The 21826-nt window shown below is 70.8% G+C and carries 22 protein-coding genes; 7 read left to right on the top strand and 15 right to left on the bottom strand.

Going from position 1 to position 21826, the window contains the following annotated elements; all coding sequences use genetic code 11:
• Positions 1-452: carbohydrate binding domain-containing protein (locus tag I5I_RS03305; protein ID WP_239640005.1), on the bottom strand; the 452-nt coding region annotated here is incomplete at its 3' end.
• A 400-nt stretch (positions 453-852) separates the two neighbouring features.
• On the opposite strand from I5I_RS03305, the gene I5I_RS03300 reads away from it, so the two are divergent.
• Genes I5I_RS03300 through I5I_RS03290 form a run of 3 tightly spaced genes read left to right on the top strand, consistent with a single transcriptional unit; the run spans position 853 to position 3978 of the window.
• Complete coding sequence (locus I5I_RS03300; protein WP_036316434.1) at positions 853-2472, top strand: MFS transporter; 1620 nt, start codon at positions 853-855, stop codon at positions 2470-2472.
• 29 nt (positions 2473-2501) lie between these two features.
• On the top strand, positions 2502-3122 hold the full coding sequence (locus I5I_RS16000) for a hypothetical protein (protein WP_051039457.1): 621 nt from the start codon (positions 2502-2504) through the stop codon (positions 3120-3122).
• A gap of 10 nt (positions 3123-3132) precedes the next feature.
• Complete coding sequence (locus I5I_RS03290; protein WP_036316432.1) at positions 3133-3978, top strand: NAD-dependent epimerase/dehydratase family protein; 846 nt, start codon at positions 3133-3135, stop codon at positions 3976-3978.
• Between the two features lie 42 nt (positions 3979-4020).
• On the opposite strand, the gene I5I_RS03285 is transcribed toward I5I_RS03290, so the two are convergent.
• From I5I_RS03285 to I5I_RS03250, 8 genes are all read right to left on the bottom strand, one after another.
• A complete protein-coding gene (locus I5I_RS03285) occupies positions 4021-4653 on the bottom strand; it encodes a response regulator transcription factor (RefSeq protein ID WP_036316430.1) in 633 nt (210 codons plus the stop codon).
• Positions 4647-5756: a sensor histidine kinase gene (locus tag I5I_RS03280; RefSeq protein ID WP_036316428.1), complete on the bottom strand. Its 1110-nt coding sequence runs from the start codon at positions 5754-5756 to the stop codon at positions 4647-4649. The genes I5I_RS03285 and I5I_RS03280 overlap by 7 nt, the downstream gene beginning before the upstream one ends.
• 10 nt (positions 5757-5766) lie before the next feature.
• Positions 5767-6534 carry an ABC transporter permease gene (locus tag I5I_RS03275; RefSeq protein ID WP_036316426.1) on the bottom strand — a complete coding sequence of 256 codons (768 nt, stop codon included), beginning with the start codon at positions 6532-6534 and terminating at the stop codon, positions 5767-5769.
• A gap of 3 nt (positions 6535-6537) precedes the next feature.
• Entirely contained in the window at positions 6538-7506 is a 969-nt protein-coding gene (locus tag I5I_RS03270) for an ABC transporter ATP-binding protein (protein ID WP_374699899.1), read from the bottom strand.
• Positions 7507-7574: 68 nt separating this feature from the next.
• Positions 7575-10367 carry an FtsX-like permease family protein gene (locus I5I_RS03265; protein ID WP_036316424.1) on the bottom strand — a complete coding sequence of 931 codons (2793 nt, stop codon included), beginning with the start codon at positions 10365-10367 and terminating at the stop codon, positions 7575-7577.
• A gap of 47 nt (positions 10368-10414) precedes the next feature.
• Positions 10415-11140 (bottom strand): ABC transporter ATP-binding protein, encoded by a 726-nt coding sequence (locus I5I_RS03260; protein ID WP_239640004.1) that lies wholly within the window; start codon positions 11138-11140, stop codon positions 10415-10417.
• Positions 11137-11745, bottom strand: a complete 609-nt coding sequence (locus I5I_RS03255) for a PadR family transcriptional regulator (protein WP_036316422.1) — start codon at positions 11743-11745, stop codon at positions 11137-11139. The genes I5I_RS03260 and I5I_RS03255 overlap by 4 nt, the downstream gene beginning before the upstream one ends.
• Before the next feature lie 97 nt (positions 11746-11842).
• Positions 11843-12922, bottom strand: a complete 1080-nt coding sequence (locus I5I_RS03250; RefSeq protein WP_051039456.1) for an FUSC family protein — start codon at positions 12920-12922, stop codon at positions 11843-11845.
• A gap of 82 nt (positions 12923-13004) precedes the next feature.
• Between I5I_RS03250 and I5I_RS03245 the strand changes: the two genes are divergently transcribed.
• Positions 13005-13706 carry a GTP pyrophosphokinase gene (locus I5I_RS03245; RefSeq protein WP_036316420.1) on the top strand — a complete coding sequence of 234 codons (702 nt, stop codon included), beginning with the start codon at positions 13005-13007 and terminating at the stop codon, positions 13704-13706.
• Between the two features lie 25 nt (positions 13707-13731).
• Entirely contained in the window at positions 13732-14313 is a 582-nt protein-coding gene (locus I5I_RS03240) for a J-domain-containing protein (protein WP_036316418.1), read from the top strand.
• Positions 14314-14434: 121 nt separating this feature from the next.
• On the opposite strand, the gene I5I_RS03235 is transcribed toward I5I_RS03240, so the two are convergent.
• Positions 14435-15412: a Gfo/Idh/MocA family protein gene (locus I5I_RS03235; protein WP_036316416.1), complete on the bottom strand. Its 978-nt coding sequence runs from the start codon at positions 15410-15412 to the stop codon at positions 14435-14437.
• A 96-nt stretch (positions 15413-15508) separates the two neighbouring features.
• On the opposite strand from I5I_RS03235, the gene I5I_RS03230 reads away from it, so the two are divergent.
• A complete protein-coding gene (locus I5I_RS03230) occupies positions 15509-16816 on the top strand; it encodes an O-acetylhomoserine aminocarboxypropyltransferase/cysteine synthase family protein (protein WP_036316414.1) in 1308 nt (435 codons plus the stop codon).
• A 77-nt stretch (positions 16817-16893) separates the two neighbouring features.
• The gene (locus I5I_RS03225; RefSeq protein ID WP_036316412.1) at positions 16894-17493 is read left to right on the top strand and encodes a flavin reductase family protein; all 600 of its coding nucleotides are present in this window, start codon (positions 16894-16896) and stop codon (positions 17491-17493) included.
• 35 nt (positions 17494-17528) lie between these two features.
• Here I5I_RS03225 and I5I_RS03220 read toward each other — a convergent pair whose 3' ends face one another.
• The 5 genes from I5I_RS03220 to I5I_RS03200 form a co-directional block, all read right to left on the bottom strand.
• Positions 17529-18524, bottom strand: a complete 996-nt coding sequence (locus tag I5I_RS03220; protein WP_036316410.1) for a class I mannose-6-phosphate isomerase — start codon at positions 18522-18524, stop codon at positions 17529-17531.
• A gap of 11 nt (positions 18525-18535) precedes the next feature.
• Positions 18536-19738, bottom strand: coding sequence for an ADP-dependent glucokinase/phosphofructokinase (locus I5I_RS03215; protein WP_036316407.1), 1203 nt, complete (start codon positions 19736-19738; stop codon positions 18536-18538).
• A 28-nt stretch (positions 19739-19766) separates the two neighbouring features.
• Positions 19767-20633: a ketose-bisphosphate aldolase gene (locus I5I_RS03210; RefSeq protein ID WP_036316405.1), complete on the bottom strand. Its 867-nt coding sequence runs from the start codon at positions 20631-20633 to the stop codon at positions 19767-19769.
• A 55-nt stretch (positions 20634-20688) separates the two neighbouring features.
• The gene (locus tag I5I_RS03205; protein WP_036316403.1) at positions 20689-21534 is read right to left on the bottom strand and encodes a carbohydrate ABC transporter permease; all 846 of its coding nucleotides are present in this window, start codon (positions 21532-21534) and stop codon (positions 20689-20691) included.
• A gap of 1 nt (position 21535) precedes the next feature.
• On the bottom strand, positions 21536-21826 hold a 291-nt coding region (locus I5I_RS03200), incomplete at its 5' end, for a carbohydrate ABC transporter permease (protein WP_036316401.1).

The raw sequence follows: 21826 nt of genomic DNA, 5'->3' as shown, positions 1-21826 counted from the left end.
ACCACCGGCGCGCACGCGCTGCGCGAGGCCGTGCAAAGGGTCACGTTGACGTTATGCGTCGCCGGCGTGCCGGTGTATTTGATCGACAGCGACAGATCGTAGGACCGATCGGTCTTCAGCTGCCCGGTCACGGTCGCGGCCGGCCCGGACTGGAACCCCGTCCGGCCGGAGATCTGGATGGCCCCGGTGCCCGTCCGGGCATCGCTGCTGGCCGCAAGCGTGCCGCCGAACGGTGCGCTCCAGCCGGCGATGCCGCCTTCGAACGTGCCGTTGCTCAACAGCTCGGTCGTCGCCGCCGTCGCCGGCGAGGTCGCGAGCGCCGACAGGACCAGCGCGCCGACGCCGGCGAGTGCGCCGAGACGGCGCAGCGCCGGCCGCGGAGAGGGTGTGGGTGGTTTTTTGTGATGACTCACGTCGATGACTCCTTTGATTGGGTACCTCGGTGCGCCCATCGGCAGGAGCCTCGACGTTCAGTGTGAGCACGCCTCGCGGGGTGTACACTTTCGCCGTTCCAGACCGAGGCGGCTTCGCCGCCCGTGCACAGTCGGGAACACTCCGACGACTCCTCGGACGGTGGGCGCACGCGAAGTGCAGTGCGAGAACGTGCCGGCATGCACGCTCTCCCGATCCCTGTCCGGGGAGTCGTCCGGTCTGTGCGAAGACGGCGGCGCTCGGGTGAGCGACACTGCCCCCGACATCCCGTTCGGATGGAACGTTCGCGATGTTACCGGTACCACAAAGGGGCGGCAAGCCCGCTCCCGCGGTTTCGATGCCCGTTTCGATGGGTTATCGATAACAGCCCCCACCCCCGCCTCATGGACATCAACCGGGTCTCGGGTGCATACTTTCAGTATGACTGAAGGTATCGTCGACGCAGCGCCGTCCCGGCGCGAATGGATGGGACTCGCGGTCCTCGCCGCCGGACTCGGCATGATCGTGCTGGATGGGACGATCGTCGGTGTCGCCATGCCCGACATCATCCGCGACCTCACACTCGACCTGACCGACGCGCAGTGGGTCTCGAGCCTGTACGCGGTGCTGCTCGCGGCGCTCCTGCTGTCCACCGGCAAGCTCGCGGACCGCTTCGGCCGCAAGCTCCTCTTCCTGCTCGGCATCCTGGTCTTCGTCGGCGGCAGTGTGTGGGCGGCGGCATCCACGACGGGCGGGGCGCTCATCTCGGCGCGCGCCGTGCAGGCCGTCGGCGCCGCGTTCATCATGCCGTCGACGCTCTCGACGGTGAACGCCGTCTTCCGGGGCCGCTACCGCGCCGCCGCCTTCGGGGTGTGGGGCGCGGTCATCTCGGGCGCCGCAGCGATCGGACCGCTGGTAGGAGGCGCGCTCACCCAGTACGCCTCGTGGCAGTGGGTGTTCCTGGTGAACCTGCCCTTGGGCGCGGTTGTCTTCGCGCTGGCACTGTGGGCCGTGCCCGAAACGCGAGGTGCCGGCTTCCGCCGCGGCGCCGACGTCGATGGCGCGTTGCTGTCGGCCATCGGTTTCGGCTCGCTCGTCTTCGCCGTCATCGAAGGACCCGATCTGGGCTGGTGGACACCCAAGTCCGACCTCGTGATCGCCGGCTGGGTCTGGCCCGCGTCGGCCCCGGTCTCGATCGTGCCCGTCTGCCTCGCCGTCGCCGCCGTCGCACTGACGCTGTTCGTCTTCTGGGAGCGGCACCGCGAACGCGTGCAACGCGACGCCCTACTCGATCTGCACCTCTTCTCTCTGCGCACCTTCTCGTGGGGCAATGTGACCGCCGCCATGGTCGCCGTCGGCGAGTTCGCGATCATCTTCGTCCTCCCGCTCTACCTCACGGCGGCGCTCGGACTGTCGATCATGCAGACGGGTCTGGTCCTGGCCGCCATGGCGTTCGGGGCGTTCGCGTCGGGAGCGGCAGCACGACATCTCGCCGCGCGGTTCGGCTCCCCCGGCACCGTGCTGATCGGCCTGGCCCTGGAAGTCATCGGCATCGTGATCCTCGCCGGGATCGTCGCCGCCACGACGCCGGGGTGGGTCATCGCCCTGCCGCTCGTCCTCTACGGCCTCGGCCTCGGCCTCGCGTCTGCCCAGCTCACGGGCACGGTGCTGCGCGATGTGCCGGTGGAGATCAGCGGCCAGGGCTCGGCGACGCAGTCGACCGTCCGCCAGATCGGCACGGCGCTCGGCACCGCGTTCGCCGGGGCGGCACTGTCGGTCTCGCTCGCGCTGACCCTTCCCGGAGCATTGACGGATGCCGGGATCACCGGCCCCGCGGCGTCACAGCTCGCCGACGCGACCCGGACGTCGGCGGGCACCCTGATCTCGCAGCTGCGCGCGGAGGGCTCCGCCAGCATGCTCGGAGCACAGACCGATGCCGCCGTGCACGCCCTTTCGGCAGGGTTCGCCGACGCGACCCGCTGGTCACTGCTGCTCGCATCGCTGTTCCTCCTGCTGGGTCTCGTCGGCGCCGCGCAGCTGCGGCGGTTCGCCCGGCGTTAGGCTCGGGCAGCGGCGTTAGGCTCGGCACCATGCGCGCGGAGGCAGTCGATGCCGACATCATCACAGCGCAGGACGTGCGCCCTCGGTTCCGCCTCTACACCTTCGAGGGCCCGGCCCCGACGGTCACGGCGACGGATCTCTGGGATTGTTCGGTCGATGCCGCCCTCGGGGAGGCAGGCCGCTGGGACGAGACGCGACTGTGGTCTCTCGCTCTCGTGAGCGCCCGCGGTCCAGCGGCCGGGTTGAGCTGGCTCTCCGGCTACGACTACCGCGAACCGCCGAACGATCGGCACCGGTGGGCGGCGCGCCGCGTCATGCAGGACCGCTATCTGTCGGCTCAGTCGCGCGCCGGACGACCGGTCGTCCTGCCCGACGGACTGCGCGTGGTGCGCATGTTCCTGGGCTGGGCAGAGAGCCCCCTATGGGAGAGCTTCACCGACAACTACCCGGCCGACCCGGCAGCCCTCGGTCTGAGTCCGGCACTGGCGGCAGACCTGCGCGCCTGGAACGCCCGATGGAACGCCCACGACCCGGAGCAGGCGATGCCCGACGAGGACGCGTTCCTCCACGAGGGGCGGCGGCTTCATCGTCGAGTGCAGAGCGAGCTCGCGGGGATCGCCGAGGTTCGTCCCGAGTTCGACCGCGGCTAGGCTCGGACCCATGCGCATCGCCGTGACCGGAGCATCCGGAAAGCTGGGAACCGTCGTCGTCCGCGAACTGCGAGAGGCGGGCCACGACGTCGTCGGGATGGACGTCGTCGGCACCCGCGGCGCCGGCTTCGTGCAGGTCGACTTCACCGACTACGGGCAGACCGTCGACGCCCTGCAGGCTGTCAACGACCAGCACGACGGGCTCGACGCGGTCGTGCACCTCGCGGCCATCCCGGCTCCCGGCATCCGCTCCGACGTCGCCACCTTCCACAACAACATCGCGGTCACCTTCAACGTGATGTGGGCGGCGATCCGGCTGGGCATCACCCGCATCGTCACCGCGTCGAGCGAGACCGTGCAGGGCCTGCCGTTCGACGTGCCGCCGCCGTACCTGCCGGTCGACGAGGAGTACGCCGCCCGCCCAGAGACGGTCTACTCGCTCGTGAAGCACCTCGAGGAGACCATGGAGAAGGAGCTCGTGCGGTGGCACCCCGAGGTGTCGATCACCGCGCTGCGCTTCTCCAACGTCATGGTCCCGGCCGACTACGCCGAGTTCCCCTCGTTCGACGCCGACGCGACCCTGCGCAAGTGGAACCTGTGGAGCTACATCGACGCCCGAGACGCCGCCGCCGTCATCGGCCGGGCACTGGAGGTCGCGCCGGCCGGGTTCGACCACTTCCTCATCGCGAACACCGACACGGTCATGAGCCGCCCGAACGCGGAACTGGTCGCCGATGTGTTCCCCGACGTCGAGGTCCGCGGCGACCTCGGCGTCAACGATTCGCTCTTCTCGACCGCGAAGGCGCAGCGACTGCTGGGCTGGACCCCCCAGCACTCCTGGCGCGACGAGGTCTGAGCCGCGCGCGGGGCGAGCGCCGACGGAAGCAGGGCGCGGCCGCTACAGCCACCCCTTGTCCTGCGCGATCCGCACAGCCTGAGCCCGGTTCGACGCGCCGAGCTTGCCGATCGCGGCGGAGAGGTTGTTGCGAACCGTGCCGGCCGACAAGTACACCTCTGCGGCGATGGCGGGGGCATCGCGACCGTCGGCGGCAAGGCGGAGGATCTGCCGCTCCCGTTCGCTGAGCGGGTTGGCGCCGTCGAACAGGCTCGCCTCGGCGAGCTGCGGGTCGACGACCCGCAGCCCGGCGTGCACCCGCCGCACCGCGTCGGCCAGATGCTCCACGGAGGCGTCCTTCACGACGAATCCGGCGGCCCCGGCATCCAGCGCGGCACGGAGATACCCCGGCCGGGCGAACGTCGTGACGATGAGCACCCGAGTGCGCGGGCTGGCGGCGCGGATGCCGAGAGTCGCCTCGATCCCGTCGCGACCGGGCATCTGGATGTCCATGAGACACACATCGGGCCGCTCGGCCTTGACGATGCGAAGGGCCTCGTCGCCGTCGCCGGCGACACCGACCACCCTCATGTCCCGCTCGAGATCGAGCAGCGCAGCCAGAGCCCCGCGGAGCATCGCCTGGTCGTCGGCGAGGACGATCCGAATGCCCCCGGCCCGATCTTCGACGCTCACCACGTCACCTCCACGCTCGTGCCGCCCGCACCTGCGGCCGTGATCGACAGCCGCGCCCCCGACATGGCGGCGCGCTCCCGCATCCCCCGCACACCGTTGCCCTCGGGTCCGCGTATGCCGCGCCCGTCGTCGGCCACGACGAGGCCGCCCGGACGGATACGGACCGACACGGCGGAGGCGGCGGCGTGGCGAAGCACGTTCGTCGTCGCCTCCCGGAGGATCCAGCTCGCCGTGAGGGCCTGTGCGGGCGAGAGCGCCTCGGCATCCCCGTGCACGACGAACCCGACGCCCGCGGCGCGCAGCACGTCGCGACTGGTCGCCAGCTCGTCGGCGAGCGTCGCACTGCGGATGCCGGCGACGGTCTCCCGCACCCCCGACAGCGCCTCCGCGGTGAGAGCCTCGATGTCGGCGAGCTCGGCGTCGGCGCGCTCGGGATCGGTGGCGATGAGCCGTCGCGCGAGCTGCGCTTTGACGCGCACGACGGTCAGTGAATGGCCGATCAAGTCATGCACGTCGCGCGCGACGGCCTCCCGCCCCTCGCTCGTCGCGAGCTCGACTTCGAGCTGCTGCGCCTGCACGGAGCGGACGATGAGCGCCGTCGTGACGGTGTTGACGGTCGCCAGGAGCACGATGATCGCGAGCACCGCCACGTAATCGACGCCATCCGGCAGCAGAAGCACCGTCGCCGCCGCGACGCCGATTCCGCCCGCGACCGTCGCCCAGTGGGCCGGACGGGTGAGGCCGTAGGACGCAAACGACATGACGAACGGAACGAAACTCAACGCGTTGCCCGACACCGCGGGGATGGTGAGCGCCGCGCACAAGATCAGCGCGCCGAACGCCACCCACTGGATCGGCCTCGGCGGCGTGAGCAGCCCCCCGCCGTCGCCGCTCATGCCGTTGAGGAAGGCTGCGATGTAGATGAGCACGAAGGCGACGAGCGCGACCCAGCCTGTCACGATCCAGCCGGCATCGGCGGCCGATCGCAGCAGGCCGAGAATCGGGTAGATGAGGAAGACGAGCCACACGACGGCCATGACCCAGCCGTAGCGTTCCCAGACCGAGTCGGGGCCCCGCTCCCGCACGCGCCCTGCCTCGCGACTCATGCTCTCGACCCTACCGACGGGCGCGAGAGCGCTTCACACCGACGCCGACCAGCGCGGCGAACACGACCAGCCACACGACGATGTTGAGGGCGATGCCCCACGGCTGATCGGTCTGACCGGTGGTGAGGACACCGTCGGTGAGCGGCCAGCGCGCGAGCGCCACCACACCGTACATCGGTGTGAACCGGGCGATGTCGAGCATCGTGCCGTCCAACGGCATGAAGACGTTTCCGAAGAATCCGAAGAAGGTCAGCGAGATCGAGGCGAGCGTCGCCGCGCCGTCCGAGCGGAACACGAGCCCCATCCCCAGCCCGTAGAGCCCGAACAGCAGCGCACCGCCGAGAACGAGAACCGCGGAGGCGGCCCAGCGCCATCCGTCCGACGCCTCCGCTCCCGTGGCGGCGCCGACCACGAAGACGAGCACCACCGCGAGCGTCGCCGCCGCCAGCGCGGTGATCAGCTTCGTCGCTGCGTACCCGGCGGTGCGCAGCGGCGTCATGGCCAGCTGGCGTCCCCATCCCTGCGCCGCCTCGACAGCCGCCGTCGACGTCGCCGAGGTCATCGCAACCGCCGCACCGTAGGCCGCCATCGACACCATGACGTAGAAGCGGACGTTGCCGTGTCCGGCCGACATCCCGCCATAGGCGGCGCCCGCACCGAACAGCAGGTACATCCCCACCGGCATCGCGAGAGTGAACGCGAGCGTGTACGGGTTTCGCACCTGACGCAGCGCCTCCACGCGCAGCATCGTGGGCGAGGTCGTGAACGCGTGAGCCATGGGTCAGTCCTCCGTCAGTGCCGTGAAGGCGGTCTCGAGTGTGGGAGCCGTGACCTCGATGTCGCGGGCGCCGGCACGCAGCAGAGCGAACGCCGCGGCGTCGGCGTCGACGGCGCGCAGGTGAACGCGCCCGCCGTCCTCGCGCAGGTCGGTGACACCGTTCGTCGCAGCGAGAACGCCGACCAGCGCCGCGGCGCCGTCGGCGGGCAGGGTCGCGGCCACCGTGCGGGCGCCGAGGCTCGCCCGCAGCTGCGCCGTCGGCGCGTCCGCGACGATCCGCCCGCGGTGCATCACGACGGTGCGTTGCGCGAAGTGCTCCGCCTCTTCGAGGTAGTGGGTGGCGAAGACGATCGTGCGCCCGGCATCCGCCTGCGCTCGCATCACGTCCCAGAACCGCTGGCGCGCCGTCACGTCCATGCCCGCGGTCGGCTCGTCGAGCACGAGGATCTCGGGATCGGCCACGAGCGCCAGCGCGAAGCGCACCCGCTGCTGCTCACCGCCGGAGCACTTCGACACCCGACGCCTGGCGAGCGGCTCCAACGCCGTCTGCCGCATCACTTCCGGCACTCGTTGCAGGGCCGCACGCCCGTGCAGCGAGGCGATCACCTCGACGCTCTCACGCACCGTGATGTCGCCGAGCAGCCCTCCGGTCTGCAGGACGGCGGCGATGCGACCGGATGCCGCGGCATCCGCCGCCCGCTGCCCGAGCACCCGTACCGTGCCCGCGGTGGGCTCGACCAGCCCGAGCAGCATGTCGAGGGTCGTGGTCTTGCCGGCGCCGTTAGGTCCCAGCAGGGCCACGATCTCGCCCTGGCGGACGGTGAGGTCGATGCCGTCGACCGCGCGCACGGTGCGCTCGCCGAGACCGAAGGAGCGCTCCAGGCCGTCGAGGCGGAGGACCGCCTCGACCTCGCGAGACGGCGGCATCCCGACGAGATCCGGCGGGGCGAGGGTCACGGGTTCGGTCGTCATACCTCCACCCTGGCCGCGCGGGGCGCCGCGGTCAGGAGGGCGCTGTCACGCCCGGAACATGACACGTGTCACGCGATCGTCGTCCGGCGGGTGAGGTCGGCGCGGCGCGGGGGCACCAGCCAGTTGACCACCGCGACGGCCAGCGGAAGGCCGAGGACGACGACCAGGATGGTCGGCCACCAGATGTCCACGGCATCCAACGCCTGCGGCGTGGCCCGGGACTGGAGCACGAACCCGAGCGGAGGAAGGACGCCGGCGGCCGCGCCCGCCACGGTGCCGAAACCGGCGATGACGAGACCCTGCCAGAAGGCGATGTTGCGCCGCAGCATCGCGGAGCCCCCGACGGCGGCGAGGGTGGCGTCGTCGGGACGCCGTTCGAAGCGCGCAAGCCCGAGGGCGACGGCGCTCGCTCCGAGCACTGTCACGGTGACGAGTGCGAGCAGCGGCACGAGCCAGTCCCCGACCCCCCGCGGCCCCTCCTCCACGCGCGCGGTCACGGTGTAGGCGGTCGAGGCCAACCCCGGGGTGAGCGCCGCGATGCGGTCTTTCTGGTCTGTCGTGGGTACGTCCGGAAACGCCCCGTACACTGCGGCAGCGACGGCCCGGATGCCGAGGCGTTCCGCTGTCGAGGGCGCGATCGCCACACCGACTGCCTGATCTCCCGCGCCGACCTCGATCGCCGGCAGCGTCACCGACCACTGCGGCGGGGTGAGGGCGTTCTGGCGGTCCGTGTCGCGCGAGAAATTGTCGGGCGCGAGCCCTGTGTACCATTCGCGTTCGGTCCACGCCGCCACGGCGACCGTCCCCTTCGTGACGACGTCACCGGCGAGAACGAGGGCTGCGCCCGTGGCGTACTCGGCCCGCTGCGACGGCGTCAGCTGCACGCCCGTCACCGTCGCGACAGCCTCCGGGGCGACGATGGTCAGATTGTTCGACGGGTCCCGCAGCTCTCTGTTGGACGACCTCGTGAAGCCCACGGCGGGATCGGTGCGCGCACGCTCCGGCGTCACGGCAACGGCGCGAACCAGGTCGGCGGGAATGGCGTCGGCGCTCTCAGCCCAGATCGGCTGCTGCCGAGCGATCGTCGCCGTCGCCGTCGCGCCGACGTCGCGGAGCATGCTCGCGGCCGCTGCCGCCACCGCCGCGGCATCCGCCTCCGTCGCCTCCGCGGTCGTGTCCATCGGATACACCTGCGCGACCGCGACGCCGATCGGTGCGGCGTAGTCATACAGGCGGATGGTCTGTGCGGAGATCATGCCCCCCATCGCGACGGCGAAGACACCGCTGAAGACGGTGGCGGCGATCGCCGCGAATGCCGGCACCGTCCGAGCACCGTTCGCGACGGCGTCGCGCGCTGCGATCCGTGCCGAGACCGACACCCGCGTCACGACGCGCGCACACCCCGCGAGCAGCCACCGGCCCGACATGACGATCCCCACCTGTACGACGATCGGCCCGAGCACGATGCCCACGATCGGCAGCCAGCGCAGTGGAGAGTCCGACGGCGTGTTCTCGAGAGTGGCCACTCCGGCAGCGATCAGCGCACTGACGAAGGTGACGCCGATGCCGACGAGCAGCAGCAGCGAGCCCGCCAGCGGGCGCGACACCGCGAGGCTCTGCGGGCGGCGGGCACCGCGCAACGCACGGAGGACATCGTTCTTCGCGACGCCGCGCGCGGGCATCAGTGCCGCCGCCGTGCCGACGAGGAGCGCGAAGGCCAGGATGGCGATCACGACGACCCACGGCACGTGAAATCCCCAGAACCGGGTGCGCGATCCATCGTCCGTTGCCGCGATCACGACAGCGGCGAGCCCGGTGCCGGCCGCCGCGCCGACGACACCGCCCACCGCCCCCAGCACGGCGCCCTGCAGGCGGACGATGCGGCTGACGTCCGTGCTGTCGGCTCCCACGCTGGCCGCCACGGCGAGCGCTCGCTGCTGCCGCCGGGCGCTCACGGCGAACGCGGCCCCCGCCAGCATCACGACCATGTATCCCGCGGCGAGGGCGCCCGCCCCGAGCACCAGCGCGAGCTGCTGATAGTTGGCGAGCATCTCCGTGGTGGGGCTCACCGACTCGCCGTCCGGCATCGAGAACGGCGGCGGATCGAGCACCACCGTTCGCGAATACGCGACGAACCCCGCCGCGTTCAGTGTCTGGACCTGCTCCCACGTGAGCGGCTGGTCGGGCAGGAGCCACTGCGACGATGCGAAGCGTGCGGCGTCGGTGAACGCCACCGCACCGACGTCCCGCCCGACCCCGGCCACGCGAACGACACCGCTCACCTCATACTGTTGCCCATCGAGTTCGATGCGACCGCCGACGACCGCCCCCGTGCGTTCGAGCACGGCCGCCGTGACGAGCACGTCCGTCGCGGCGCGCGGAGCGCGCCCGTCGACGAGGTCGAAGCGTCCCGACAACCGCGCGTCGCCGACGGCGCCTGCCCACGCCTCGACCACCGTCGTGCCGGCCCGCGTCGTCAGCCGGGCCTGTCCGCGTGATATCTGCACCACTTCCGTCCCCGCCGGCAACGCCGCGCGCGGATCGCGCGGCGCATCGGCATCGGGGATCCCGCCGCCCGAGGACATTCCCTCCTCAGTGATGTACCCGGTCCATCGTGGGTTCCAAGGGACTTGCCACAGGCCCGAACCAGGAGCACCCGCAGGCTGCACCCACGCCTGCATGGTGCCGACTTCGGCGGAGATCTTCTCCTGAGGCGTGGGCCAACGGCTCGCAACGTAGATCGAGCCCCCCGTCATCGCCATGATCGGCACCGCGACGAGCGCGACGATCAGCAGGCTCGATGTCCAGGCGCGCCGCGCCTGACGTACCGCGATCCGCGTCGTCGCGCGCCAGCGCGACACCCGCGACCCCCGCCGACCCGCGCCGCCCCGCCGCTCTCGCGCCGCCGTCACCGCGTTGCCAGGAGCGACTCGGCGCCGTCCCGGCGCGACTGGTCGACGATGCGCCCGTCGCGCAGGAACACGATGCGATCGGCCCACGCCGCGTGACGCGCCTCGTGCGTGACGAGGATGCCCGCGGCGCCCTGGTCGACTCGCGCCCGCAGCATCCGCATCACCGATTCCCCGGTGGTCGAATCGAGCGCCCCGGTCGGCTCGTCGGCGAGGATGAGACGTCGCCCGCCCACGACGGCGCGCGCGATCGCGACGCGCTGCTGCTGTCCGCCCGACAGATCGTCGGGATAGACGTGGGCCTTGGTCTCGAGGCCCACCGCCGAAAGAGCATCCCGACCCGCACGGCGGGCCACCCGAGCTCGGAAGCCGTCGAGCTCCAGGGGCAGCGTGACGTTCTCCAACGCCGTGAGGGTCGGGATGAGATTGAAATCCTGGAAGACGAAGCCCAGGGACCGGCGGCGAAGCGCGGCCAGTTCGCGCGCGGACGCCGTCGACAGATAGGTGCCTCCGATCACGACCTCGCCGGTCGTCGGCTTCTGCAGGCCCCCGGCGATCGACAGCAGGGTCGACTTGCCCGAGCCCGACGCTCCCATGATCGCCACGAGCTCACCCTTGACGATCGACAGGTCGACGCCCGACAGCGCGGACACGGCGAGCTCCCCCTCCCCGTACTGCTGCGTCACGCCGATCAGCTGCAGAACGGGCACCTGCGCCTCGCTCACGCGCGGCGCGCCTCGGTGGTCGCCTTCGCGGGACGACCGCGCTTGGGCTTGTCGGCAGACAGCGTCAGCGACATCGCGCGACCGGGATGGCCCGCGATGCGCTGCTCGACGTGGTCGAGCCACCGCACCTCCGCCTCGGCGGCGAAGATCATCGAGTCGACGACGAGCGACCAGGCGAGCTCTTCGGCGCCGTCGGGATCGCCTCCGGCGTACTTCGCGCGCGTCAGCTCCTGCAGCTGCGCCAGCGACGCGGTCCGCTGCACCTGGATGACCGACGCGACGTCGACCCCCGGCAGGGTCGCGGCGACCGACAGCTTGATGGCCAGCTCGTCGCGCGTTCCCGTGGTGCGCTCCACCGGAGAGTCCAGCCACTCACGAACGGCGTCGGACCCGGCATCCGTGATGCGCCAGTACACGTGCCCCTCGGCGTCCACCTCGTCCTTGGCGACCAGGCCGTCGCGCTCCAGCCGCTCCAACGTGTTATAGATCTGACCGACGTTCAGCGGCCAGGTCGATCCGGTGCGCCGATCGAACTCCGCCCGCAACTGATAGCCGTAGCACGGCCCCTGATCGAGGATCGCCAACAAACTCTGTCGCACCGACACGGATGACCCGCTTCCTCCGGCTGCATACCGGGAATCTCATTTCTGAGTATATGCATACCCGGAACACGGTGTCGAGGACGTCCCCGACGTCACCCGGTCAGCCCGCGTGCAGCCGCACGGCGAGCGCCGCGACCGTCCCCACCGCCGCCCCGACCATCGTGTCGACGATCCGCTCCAGAGCGAGCGGCAGCGTCTCGGCCGTGCCCGTCGCCGCGCCGATCAGCAGCAGCACGAGCGGCGTGATGAACACCAGTGCGAGCGCGTAGTGGCGCACCACGACCATCTCGATCGCGAACTGCAGTACGCCCAGCAGCAGCCCGAGTGCCCAGACGGGCAGCGGCACGAACGCCAGCGCGAGATAGAGCACGCCGCCGACGACGGTGCCCACGGTGCGGTGGACGCCGCGCGTCGCCGCATCCCGCCGCCCCACCGGCAGCCCGACCACGGCCAGACCCGCGCAGACGATCCAGTACGAGCGTGCCGGGTCGACGACCACCGCCGCGGCCACGCCCGCGACGCCCACGATCGCCGCACGCAGCGTGAGGGTCTGCGCGAGCGCCGACCACTGCAGCGGAAAGAGCTCCGCACGCGGTCGAGGCCGCTCGCGGCGGTACCGCGGCAACAGCAGCGGTGCCGCGACCAGCAGGCAGGCGAACGCGCCCGACGCGGCGACGACGGCGAGGTAGACCGCCGGGTCCACGGCGCGCGCACCGCCGTGCAGCGAGGTGATCTGCGCAGACAGGCCGAAGACCAGCACGAAGAACACCGGTCCGGGTGGCCCGAGCGAGACGGCACCGGCCAGCGCCGACACGACGATCGTGGTGACCAGCACCCCGCCGAGCACGAACGCCACGCCGCCCTGCGCCGCCAGCGTGCCGCCGGCGGCGCACACCCACAGCACCAGCGCCAACAGCGGCGCGACGCGGGCGCGCTCGCGAGGGCGCAGCCAGCCGCCGTAGATCACGGCGAAAGCCCCGGTCGCCGACAGGAGCGCGAGGTCGGCGTGGCCGGATGCCGCGAGCGCAACGATCGGCACTGCCATGGCGAGTCCCGCCTGCAACGCGAGTGGCCAGCGCCGGCCGCGCGCGGGACCGAACGTCGCAAGGCTCCGCGCGACGTGGGCCGCCTCCGCGCGCACGCGGGCGCCGAAGCGGGGCGACGGGGTGGACGACGGCATCCCCTCATTCTCCCTCGCCGCTCGGGCCGACTCCCCCGGTTCGCACAGCCGGCGCCGAGGAGGGCTGGCTACGGTCGAGACCATGGAAGCGATTTCGCAGCCCCTGTCCATCTCGACCGACGAGGGAGTGACGACGTTCTCGGCCGAGCAGCTGCGGATGATGCGCGACGAGTTCCAGCGTTTCCTGCTCGAGTACCAGTTCGGCCTGCGGGAGGTCGAGACCAAGCTCGGCATCCTCCGCGACGAGTTCCTGCTGATGCACGACTACAACCCGATCGAGCACGTCTCCAGTCGGGTGAAGTCGGCCGACAGCCTCGTCGACAAGATCACGCGTAAGGGTGTCGACCCCAGCTTCGACGCGATCCGCGCGGCCATCACCGACATCGCAGGCATCCGGGTGACGACGAGCTTCACGAAGGACGCCTACCGCCTGTTCGACCTGCTCACCCAGCAGGACGACATCACCGTGCGCGAGGTGAAGGACTACATCGCCCACCCGAAGGCCAACGGCTACAAGAGTCTGCACGTGATCGTCGAGGTCCCCGTGTTCCTCTCGTCGGGGCGCGTCGACGTCGCCGTCGAGGTGCAGTTCCGCACGATCGCGATGGATTTCTGGGCGAGCCTGGAGCACAAGATCTACTACAAGTACGCCGGCGCGGTTCCCGACGGACTGCTCGCCGAACTCAAAGAGGCGGCCGACTCGGCATCCCTGCTGGATGCCCGCATGGAACGCCTGCACGGACAGCTGCACGGTCCGGCCTCTGCGGCGATCCGAGCCGTCTGAGCGCGCCGGCGCCTAACCTGGACGCATGAGCGAGGATCCGCGCCTGGAGGCGGCGCGCTACCGGATCGCGCAGGAGGCGCGCACGTCCGGCGAGGGCGCCCCGGCGGTGGGCGCCACCGATGCGCCTGCGCCCGCGCACGGCACGCCCACCGCCCACGACCGCGCGATGTACGTCGAGACGGCCATCCAGCAGGCGATCCGCCGCGGAGACTTCGACGATCTGCCCGGCGCCGGTAAACCGTTGGAAGACCTCGGCGACCTCCACGACCCCGACTGGTGGATCCGCCGCAAGATCCAGAACGAGCGCCTCACCGGCCTCGGACCCGCCGCGCTGATGCTGCGCACCGAGGATGCCGAGTTCGCGCAGACCCTCGACGCCCTGACGCGCGAAGCCGACGTGCGCGCCCACGTCGACGACTTCAACCGGCGCGTGGTCGAGGCCCGCCGCCAGCTGCAGGGCGGTCCGCCGGTGGTGACGGCGACCCGCGACGTCGATGGCGAGGTCGCGGCGTGGCACGACCGTCGTCGGCAGCGCCTCGCGGCGGCATCCACCCCGCCGTCGCCGCCCGAGCCTCGACGCCGGCGCGGTCTGTTCCGCCGACGCTGAACCGGCAGCGGATGCGCAGGCGAGCAACGGATGCGGATGCCGAGCGCCTCGGCATCCGCATCCGTTGATGGTTTCCGATTCTGTGAACTCCGCAGCGGCGGGCTCCGCAGCACGAGCCGGGTCAGCCGAGCGCGGCCCGCCAGTCCTCGAGCAGGCGTGCGGTCGTGCGGGTCTGCGCCCACGGCATTTCGGGCGCCTCGGTCCGGCCGTCGCGCAGCGCCAGGATCGTGGCATCCGCCTCAGCGGCCATCGGGCTGATCGTCGCCGTGCGGATCCGCTCGACGGTGCCGTCGGCGCGGCGCAGCACGGCTTCTGCCGTCGAGACCACGCGGCTGCCCCACACGTTCTCGATCTCGAGCTCGCCCTCCGTTCCGCGCACCACCGCACGACGGGGCAGATCGGCGGTGATCGCCGTCGCGATCCGCGCCTCGAAGCCGCCGAACGCGACCGTGGCCCGGGCCTGCTCGTCAACGGCGCCCACGACACCGTCGGCGTCCACGATCACGGGCGGGTGGTCGATGCCCGCCCACGCGGCCAGCCCCACGACGAGGGATGCCGGGTAGCACCCGACATCGAGGATCGCACCGCCGGCGGTCGCCGGGTCGAACAGACGCCCCTCATGAGCGTCGGCGGCGAACCCGAGCGTGGAGTCCACCGACCGCAGCTCGCCGATCACGCCGGAGGAGACGAGCCGGCGCAGCTGCTCTGCGAACGGACCGAAGCGGTACTTGAACGCCTCGACGAGCGGCAGCCCGGCCCGCGCCGCATGGTCGAGCACGGCCTCGGTCTCGGCCGTCGAGATCCCGAGGGGCTTTTCGCAGAGCACCGCTTTACCCGCATCGAGGGCGGCGTGCGCGAGCTCGGCGTGCGTCGTGTGGACGGTGCCGATGTACACGGCATCCACGTCCTCGCGCGCCAGCACCTCGTCGTACGTGCCGGCGACGGGCGCGCCGTAGCGGTCGGCGAACTCACGCGCCCGGATGCCGTCGCGCGCCCCGACCGCGTGCAGGACGCCGTGTTCGGCGTGCGGCAGCGCCGCGAGGAAGTCGCCCGTGATGACACCGGCACCCAAGACCGCCCAGCGTGCTTTGTCGCTCATGGCTCCACGCTAGCGGCGCCGCTGGAGGCCCACGCGCATGGGATGCCGCGAAGTGTTACGACCGATCCGTCACAATCACCCACATCGCCCTAATCTGTGCTGGTGAGCACGCAGCCCGACAGCGACGACTACGGCTTCGACACCCGCCAGGTGCACGCCGGCGAGGTCGACGACCGCAACCACGGCGCACGCATCACCCCCATCTACCTCACGGCCGCCTACCGCTTCGACTCGTTCGCGCAGGCAGAGGACCGCTTCACCGGCGCGGAGTCGGGCCAGCTCTACTCCCGCAACCTCAACCCGACGCACGAGGTCGCCGAGCGCCGCATCGCCTCGCTCGAAGGTGGGACGGGAGCGATCGTCGTGGGCTCCGGTCAAGCGGCGATCACGGCGCTGCTGCTGGGGCTCGCCGGCGCCGGCGAGCGTCTCGTGTCGACCGCGAGCATCTACAGCGGCACGCGCATCCTCTTCGATCGCACCTTCGCCCGTCTGGGCGTGTCGACCGACTACGTCCGCGATCCTGCGGACGAAGACGAGTGGGAGCGTCTGATCACGCCGCAGACGAAGGCCATCTTCGTCGAGACGATCCCCAATCCGAAGAACGACCTCGTCGATGTCGCCGCGGTCGCCCGCATCGCGCGGCGGCACACGATCCCCCTGATCGTGGACAACACCGTCGCGACCCCATACCTCATCCGCCCGCTCGAGCACGGCGCCGATGTCGTCGTGCACTCCTCGACGAAGTTCCTCACCGGTCACGGCGCCGCCCTGTCGGGCGTCATCGTCGACGGCGGCCGCTTCGACTGGGCCGGCTCGTCGCGCGACTATCCGGGGCTGACCGCACCTGCCGCCCCCGGCCGTCCCGCACTCGTGGACAGCCACGGCGCCCGTGCGCTGGAGGCGTACCTGCGCTTCGGCATCGTCAACGATCTCGGCGCCGCCCTGTCGCCGGTCAACTCGTTCCTGCTGCAGCAGGGCATCGAGACGCTGTCGCTGCGCATGGCAAAGCACCTCGAGAACGCCGAGATCGTCGCCGCGTGGCTCGCGAGGCATCCCGCCGTGGAGAGCGTCGACTTCGCGGCTCTGCCCTCGAGCCCCTACCACCGCATCGCACAGGAGCGCTTCGGCGGCCACGCCGGATCGGTGTTCGCGTTCACCGTCCGCGGCGGGCGGCCCGCCGCCGAGCGCTTCTTCGACGGCCTGCACCTCATCAGCCGCATGACGAACATCGGCGATGTCCGCTCGATGGCGCTGCATCCGGCGACGACGACGCACGTGTCGTTCCCGCCCGAGGAGCGGGAGCGGCTCGGAATCGGCGAGGGGCTCATCCGGCTCTCGATCGGCATCGAGACGGCATCCGACCTCATCGCCGACCTCGACCGGGCGCTGGCGGCGTCCTCCTGAGCGGAGCGCGGCCCCGGACATGTCGCCGTGTTGCGCCTGACGGAGCCCGCCTTCCTCAGTGCGTTTACCGTGGAGATATGACCTCGTCGCCCACCGCACCCATCGCCGTGCCGGTCGATGCCCCCGCGCACCACGCCACCGACCTCACCTCACCGGGTTTCTCCTCGTCGCTGTCGGCCGACGAGTTCAAGGCGCTCTTCCGCGGCCACCCGGGCGGCGTGGCGGTCATCACCGCCGATGCCGGCGACGGACCGGTCGCGCTCACGGCGACGAGCGTCGCCAGCGTCAGCGCCGAGCCGCCGCTGCTGATCTTCTCGGTGTCCGCCCTGTCGTCGTCGGCCGCCGTGCTCGCCAAGGCCGAGACCGTCGTCGTGCATCTGCTCGATGCGCACGACCTCGACCTCGCCCGCCTCGGCGCCACCAGCGGCGTCGATCGCTTCGACGGGTCGCAGCCGTGGTCGCGGCTGGTCACCGGCGAGCCGGTCTACCACGACGTGCGCGCCTGGGTGCGGTGCGCCGTCATCGAACGCATGGATGCCGGGGGCTCCACCGTGTTCGCGGCACACGCACTGCAGTCGCAGCTCGAGCGCGACGTCGCCCCGGGAGAGCCCGGCGACGCGCTGGTCTACCACAACCGCACCTGGCACCGTCTCGGCGAGCACTCCCGCATCTCCTGACGCGCCGTGCCCGCCGGGGCACCAAACGCGACGGGCTACGGCGCCGGCGGTCGCGCGACCAGGAGCTCACCGCGGCCGCTGACGGCCACATCGCCCTCCGCCGCAGCGACCAGCCAGGTCGTCCCCGCCCGAGCGGGGGCGCCACCGATCACCACGTCGCCGTCCGTCACCACGACGACGGCGAAGCCCGCGGAGACCACGGCCGCGCCCTCGACGACGCGACGCTCGAGACGGAAGTACGCGTCCGCCGCCGCGGGAAACACCGACCCCTCATGCCCGACCGGCGCCGGGTGGACGAGTTCGTCGATCTCGGCGGCGCTGCGCGCCCGACGGGTGACGGCGGTGAGGGCCCGGTCGAACCCGATCCCCACGTGGCCATCGGCCGCGCCGTCCAGTGCGAAGCCGCGCCACTCGAGAAGGATCGAGAGGTCCTCGGGTTGCTGCAGCTCCAGCAGGAGCACGCCCTCACCGATCGCGTGCAGCTCCCCGGGAGGCACCCACACCACGTCGCCCGGGTGCACCTCCACGCGGTGCAGCAGCGCCAGCAGCTCCTCGGTGCGCTGGCGGGCCACCATCTGCGCCAACCGGTCGAGGTCGACGTCCTCCCGCAGCCCCAGGTGCACCGTTCCGCCGGAGAGGATGTACCAGGCCTCGGCCTTTCCGTGCGCGCGCCCGAGGTGGGCGGCCGCAAAGGCGTCGTCGGGATGGGCGTGTACCGGCAGGCGCTGACCGGCGTCGAGGAGCTTCACGAGCAGACGCGTATCGGCACCCCACCGCTGCGCGTGCGCACCGCCCAGCCAGTGCACGGGGTCGGCGGCGACGGCGTCGCGCAGCAGGATGCCGCGCCCTCCGCCGCCGTCGGGAAGCGCCGTCAGCCCCGTGAGCGCCGCACCGGACACCGTGGTCGTGGAGGCGATCCAGTCCTCCGGTTCGCGTCCGGCCGGTGGCGCTTCGCCCCGGAACGCGCACAGGCGCGCGCCGCCGCGGTAGAAGCGATCCGCGGGACGGTTCGAGGGCAGCCGGATGGGCATGACGAGGCCCGTCAGGGCGCAGATACCGGGTCGGCGACGCGCGTGACCGACAGGAATCCGCCGACGAAGCTGTCGCCGAGGCCGATGGTGGTCGGGGTCGGGGTGTCGACCACGAGAGCGGCCACCCCGACGGCATCCGGTCGCGACCCCTCGACGGCCGCGACGACGCGGGCGCCGTCCGGATGCCGCGGCAGCCGTCCGGTGTCGTCGAGGTCGGACGCGTCGAACACGTCGCCGAGACGGTAGCGCGTCGCCGAGACCCGCACCGCGGCGTCGAGGGCGGAACGGTGGCGCTGCGCGCCGTCACCGACCGCGATCGACCAGAAGCGCGTATGCACGACGAGCGCCGGCACCGGGATGAGCCGGTGCGCCTCGGCCAGGGCGGCGGCGACGTCCGCGGGATCGCACAGATCGATCGTCCGGCCGACGTACTCCTGCAGCTCGTCTTCGTTCATGCCGTACACATCGATGCGCGAGATGAGGCGATCGCGGACGATCGCGGCGAATTCCCGGCGATAGAAACCGGCATCCTCGTAGTAGACCACCGCCCCCGCCGGAAGCCGACTCATCGCGACCCCCAGCTCGTCGAGGCGCAGGGCCAGAAGCTCGGCATCCTGCATCGTGTTGAATCCCGACACGAGGAAGGCGTCGGCGTCGCGCAGGCGCTCGCCCAGTTGCGCAGCGATCGCCATCTCGCGGTTGGGTCGATCGTTGGCGACGATCACCCGATTCGCCGCGGGCGCTGCGACCTCGCCGTCGGCGAGCGCGACGACCGCCCCCGCCGGGTACTGCACGATCAGGTGCGGGTCGAGGGTGTCCGCGGAGGCCGAGCACACCCAGTCGACGATCGGGGGCATGAGACGTCGCACGTTGTCGTCGATGCTCACGAGGTGCTGCGTGCTGGGGATGCCGAGATTGGCCAGCGCGATTCCCGCGCGCACCCCCGTGCCGCCGAGCGTCACCGCCGTCTCGAAACGTGCAGCGAAGGTCTCGAGCAGGTCGGAGGAGGCGGCGAACCGCTCCCCTCCGACGCCGCGTTCGAGCAGGGCGAGGATCGCGACGATGAGCGCGCGCTCGTCGTCGATGGGGCCCGGGGCCGCCAGCTCCGCCCGGCGCACGCCGTGGTGGCGGGCCAGATCGCTGATGACCGCGGCATCCCACCGGATCTCGTAGTCGACGGTGCCGCCGAGTCCGAGGACGAGTCGCGCGCTCATGGTGTCGATGATCTCCTGCCGACGTGCGTCAGTACAGGTCGGCCTTGCCGGCGGCGCCGAACAGGTCGATCTTCTGGGCGGCCGTCGCCTTGAGGGCGGCGATCGGCTCGGGCTGGATGGCGTTCGGCTCGCGCAGGCGCTCGTCGGTGCCGAGGATCTCGCGCATCCGGTTGTGGTAACTGACCTTGATGTCGCTGGAGATGTTGATCTTGTTGATGCCGAGCGAGACGGCGCGGGCGAGCTCCGCGTCGGGGTTGCCCGAGCCGCCGTGGAGGACGAGAGGGATCTTCACCGCGGCCTTGATCTGCTCGAGCAGGTCGTGGCGCAACTCCGGGTTCTTGTCGGACGGGTACAGCCCGTGCGAGGTGCCGATGGCGATGGCGAGGCTGTCGACTCCGGTCTCGGCGACGAAGCGCACCGCGTCGTCGACGTTCGTGTAGATGATCTCCGCGGCCCCGGATTCGCCGTAGCTGTCGTTCGCGCCGATCGTGCCGAGCTCGCCCTCCACCTGGATGCCGACGGCGTGCGCGGCCTCGACGACCTTGCGGGTGAGTGCGACGTTCTCCTCGAACGGCAACAGCGATGCGTCGATCATGACCGACGTGAAGCCGGCCTGGATGGCCACGATCATCTGCTCGTACGTGCCGCCGTGATCCCAGTGGATCGCGACCGGTACCGGCGAGCGGTGCGCGCGTTCGCGGATCGCGACGATGAGATCGGTCGTCACGTGCGAGACCTCGTCGGGGTGGATCGCGATGATGACGGGCGCGTTCTTCTCCTCGCTGATGTCCATGACGCCGAGGAACATCGCCCAATCGCTGATGTTGAAGGCCGGGATGGCGAAGTTGTTCTGGTTGGCGATGTCGAGGATGGACTTGCCGGTGTACAGCACCACGGTGGATTCTCCTGTCGGTGGGGGTGGTGAGAGGCGTCTGTGCGGACGGGTCTGATCAGCTCTTCACCGAGCCGGCCGTCAGGCCGCTGATGAAGAAGCGCTGGAAGAAGAGGAAGAGGATGAGGACGGGGATCGAGCCGAGCACGCTCATGGCCATGATCTGGTTCCACTCGTAGGAGTGCTGGCCCATGAGCAGCTGGATGCCGATGGGGACGGTGCGCATGTCGATCGTGCGGGTCAGTGTCAGGGCGAACAGGTACTCGTTCCACGCAATCATGAACGTGTAGATACCCACCGACACGATGCCGGGCACCGAGATGGGCACGAGCACCCGCCACAGGGCGGTCATCGAACCGGCACCGTCGACGCGGACGGCTTCGTCCAGTTCGCGCGGCAGGGTGTTGAAGTAGCCGGTCATCATGATGATCGCGTAGGGCAGCGTGAACACCATGTACGTGAGGATCAGGCCGGGATAGGTGTTGTACAGGCCGAGGCCGACCATCAGGCCGAAGTAGGGGATGAGCAGCGTGATGGGTGGCACCGCCTGCACGCTCACGATGATGACGTTGAGCACGCGCTTGCCGCGGAAATCGAACCTGCTGAACGCGTACGCCGCCTGGATGGCGACCAGCAGCGTCAGCACCGTCACGGCACCGGCGACGATGTAGCTGTTGAGGAAGAACCGCATCGTCTCGGCGTTCGTGAAGATGGCGACGTAGGCGTTCAGGGAGAACGTGTCGGTGATCAGTCGTGGCGGCAGCTCGAAGATCTCGGTGTTCGATTTGAACGAGTTCGAGAGCATCCACACCACGGGACCGGCGGCGAACACCGCCCCGAGGACGAGGCCGATCACGATGCCGACGCGCGCGGTGCGCCGACGTGTCTGTACGGACGTGGCCATGTCAATCCCTCGCCTTCTGGTGCCGCACGTAGAACACGGCGAGGACCATCGACATGAGCAGGACGAGCACGGCGGCGGTCGCCGCGAGCGAGAAGTCGTACTTCGCGAAGGCCAGCTTGTAGGTGTAGGTGCTGAGCACCTCGGTCACATCGATCGGGCCTCCGCCGGTCGTCATCCAGATGAGGGCGAACTGCTGAGAAGTCCAGATGAGATCGAGCAGCAGCAGGCTGACGATGATGGGGCGAAGCTGCGGCAGGGTGACGTTCCAGACCGCTGCACGCTGCTGGCCCCG

It is taken from the genome of Microbacterium sp. B24, assembly GCF_000333415.1.
In the GTDB taxonomy this organism is placed as follows: Bacteria; Actinomycetota; Actinomycetes; order Actinomycetales; family Microbacteriaceae; genus Microbacterium.
This window is presented reverse-complemented; position numbering and strand designations above follow the sequence as displayed.

Excerpts from the sequence above, each read along its gene's own strand:
- I5I_RS03235 (WP_036316416.1), bottom strand. The coding sequence starts at position 15,412 with ATGAGCGACAAAGCACGCTGGGCGGTCTTGGGTGCCGGTGTCATCACG.
- I5I_RS03225 (WP_036316412.1), top strand. The coding sequence starts at position 16,894 with ATGACCTCGTCGCCCACCGCACCCATCGCCGTGCCGGTCGATGCCCCC.
- I5I_RS03290 (WP_036316432.1), top strand. The coding sequence starts at position 3,133 with ATGCGCATCGCCGTGACCGGAGCATCCGGAAAGCTGGGAACCGTCGTC.
- I5I_RS03280 (WP_036316428.1), bottom strand. The coding sequence starts at position 5,756 with ATGAGTCGCGAGGCAGGGCGCGTGCGGGAGCGGGGCCCCGACTCGGTC.
- I5I_RS03270 (WP_374699899.1), bottom strand. The coding sequence starts at position 7,506 with ATGACGACCGAACCCGTGACCCTCGCCCCGCCGGATCTCGTCGGGATG.
- I5I_RS03215 (WP_036316407.1), bottom strand. The coding sequence starts at position 19,738 with ATGAGCGCGCGACTCGTCCTCGGACTCGGCGGCACCGTCGACTACGAG.
- I5I_RS03300 (WP_036316434.1), top strand. The coding sequence starts at position 853 with ATGACTGAAGGTATCGTCGACGCAGCGCCGTCCCGGCGCGAATGGATG.
- I5I_RS03205 (WP_036316403.1), bottom strand. The coding sequence starts at position 21,534 with ATGGCCACGTCCGTACAGACACGTCGGCGCACCGCGCGCGTCGGCATC.
- I5I_RS16000 (WP_051039457.1), top strand. The coding sequence starts at position 2,502 with ATGCGCGCGGAGGCAGTCGATGCCGACATCATCACAGCGCAGGACGTG.
- I5I_RS03240 (WP_036316418.1), top strand. The coding sequence starts at position 13,732 with ATGAGCGAGGATCCGCGCCTGGAGGCGGCGCGCTACCGGATCGCGCAG.
- I5I_RS03250 (WP_051039456.1), bottom strand. The coding sequence starts at position 12,922 with ATGCCGTCGTCCACCCCGTCGCCCCGCTTCGGCGCCCGCGTGCGCGCG.
- I5I_RS03275 (WP_036316426.1), bottom strand. The coding sequence starts at position 6,534 with ATGGCTCACGCGTTCACGACCTCGCCCACGATGCTGCGCGTGGAGGCG.
- I5I_RS03220 (WP_036316410.1), bottom strand. The coding sequence starts at position 18,524 with ATGCCCATCCGGCTGCCCTCGAACCGTCCCGCGGATCGCTTCTACCGC.
- I5I_RS03245 (WP_036316420.1), top strand. The coding sequence starts at position 13,005 with ATGGAAGCGATTTCGCAGCCCCTGTCCATCTCGACCGACGAGGGAGTG.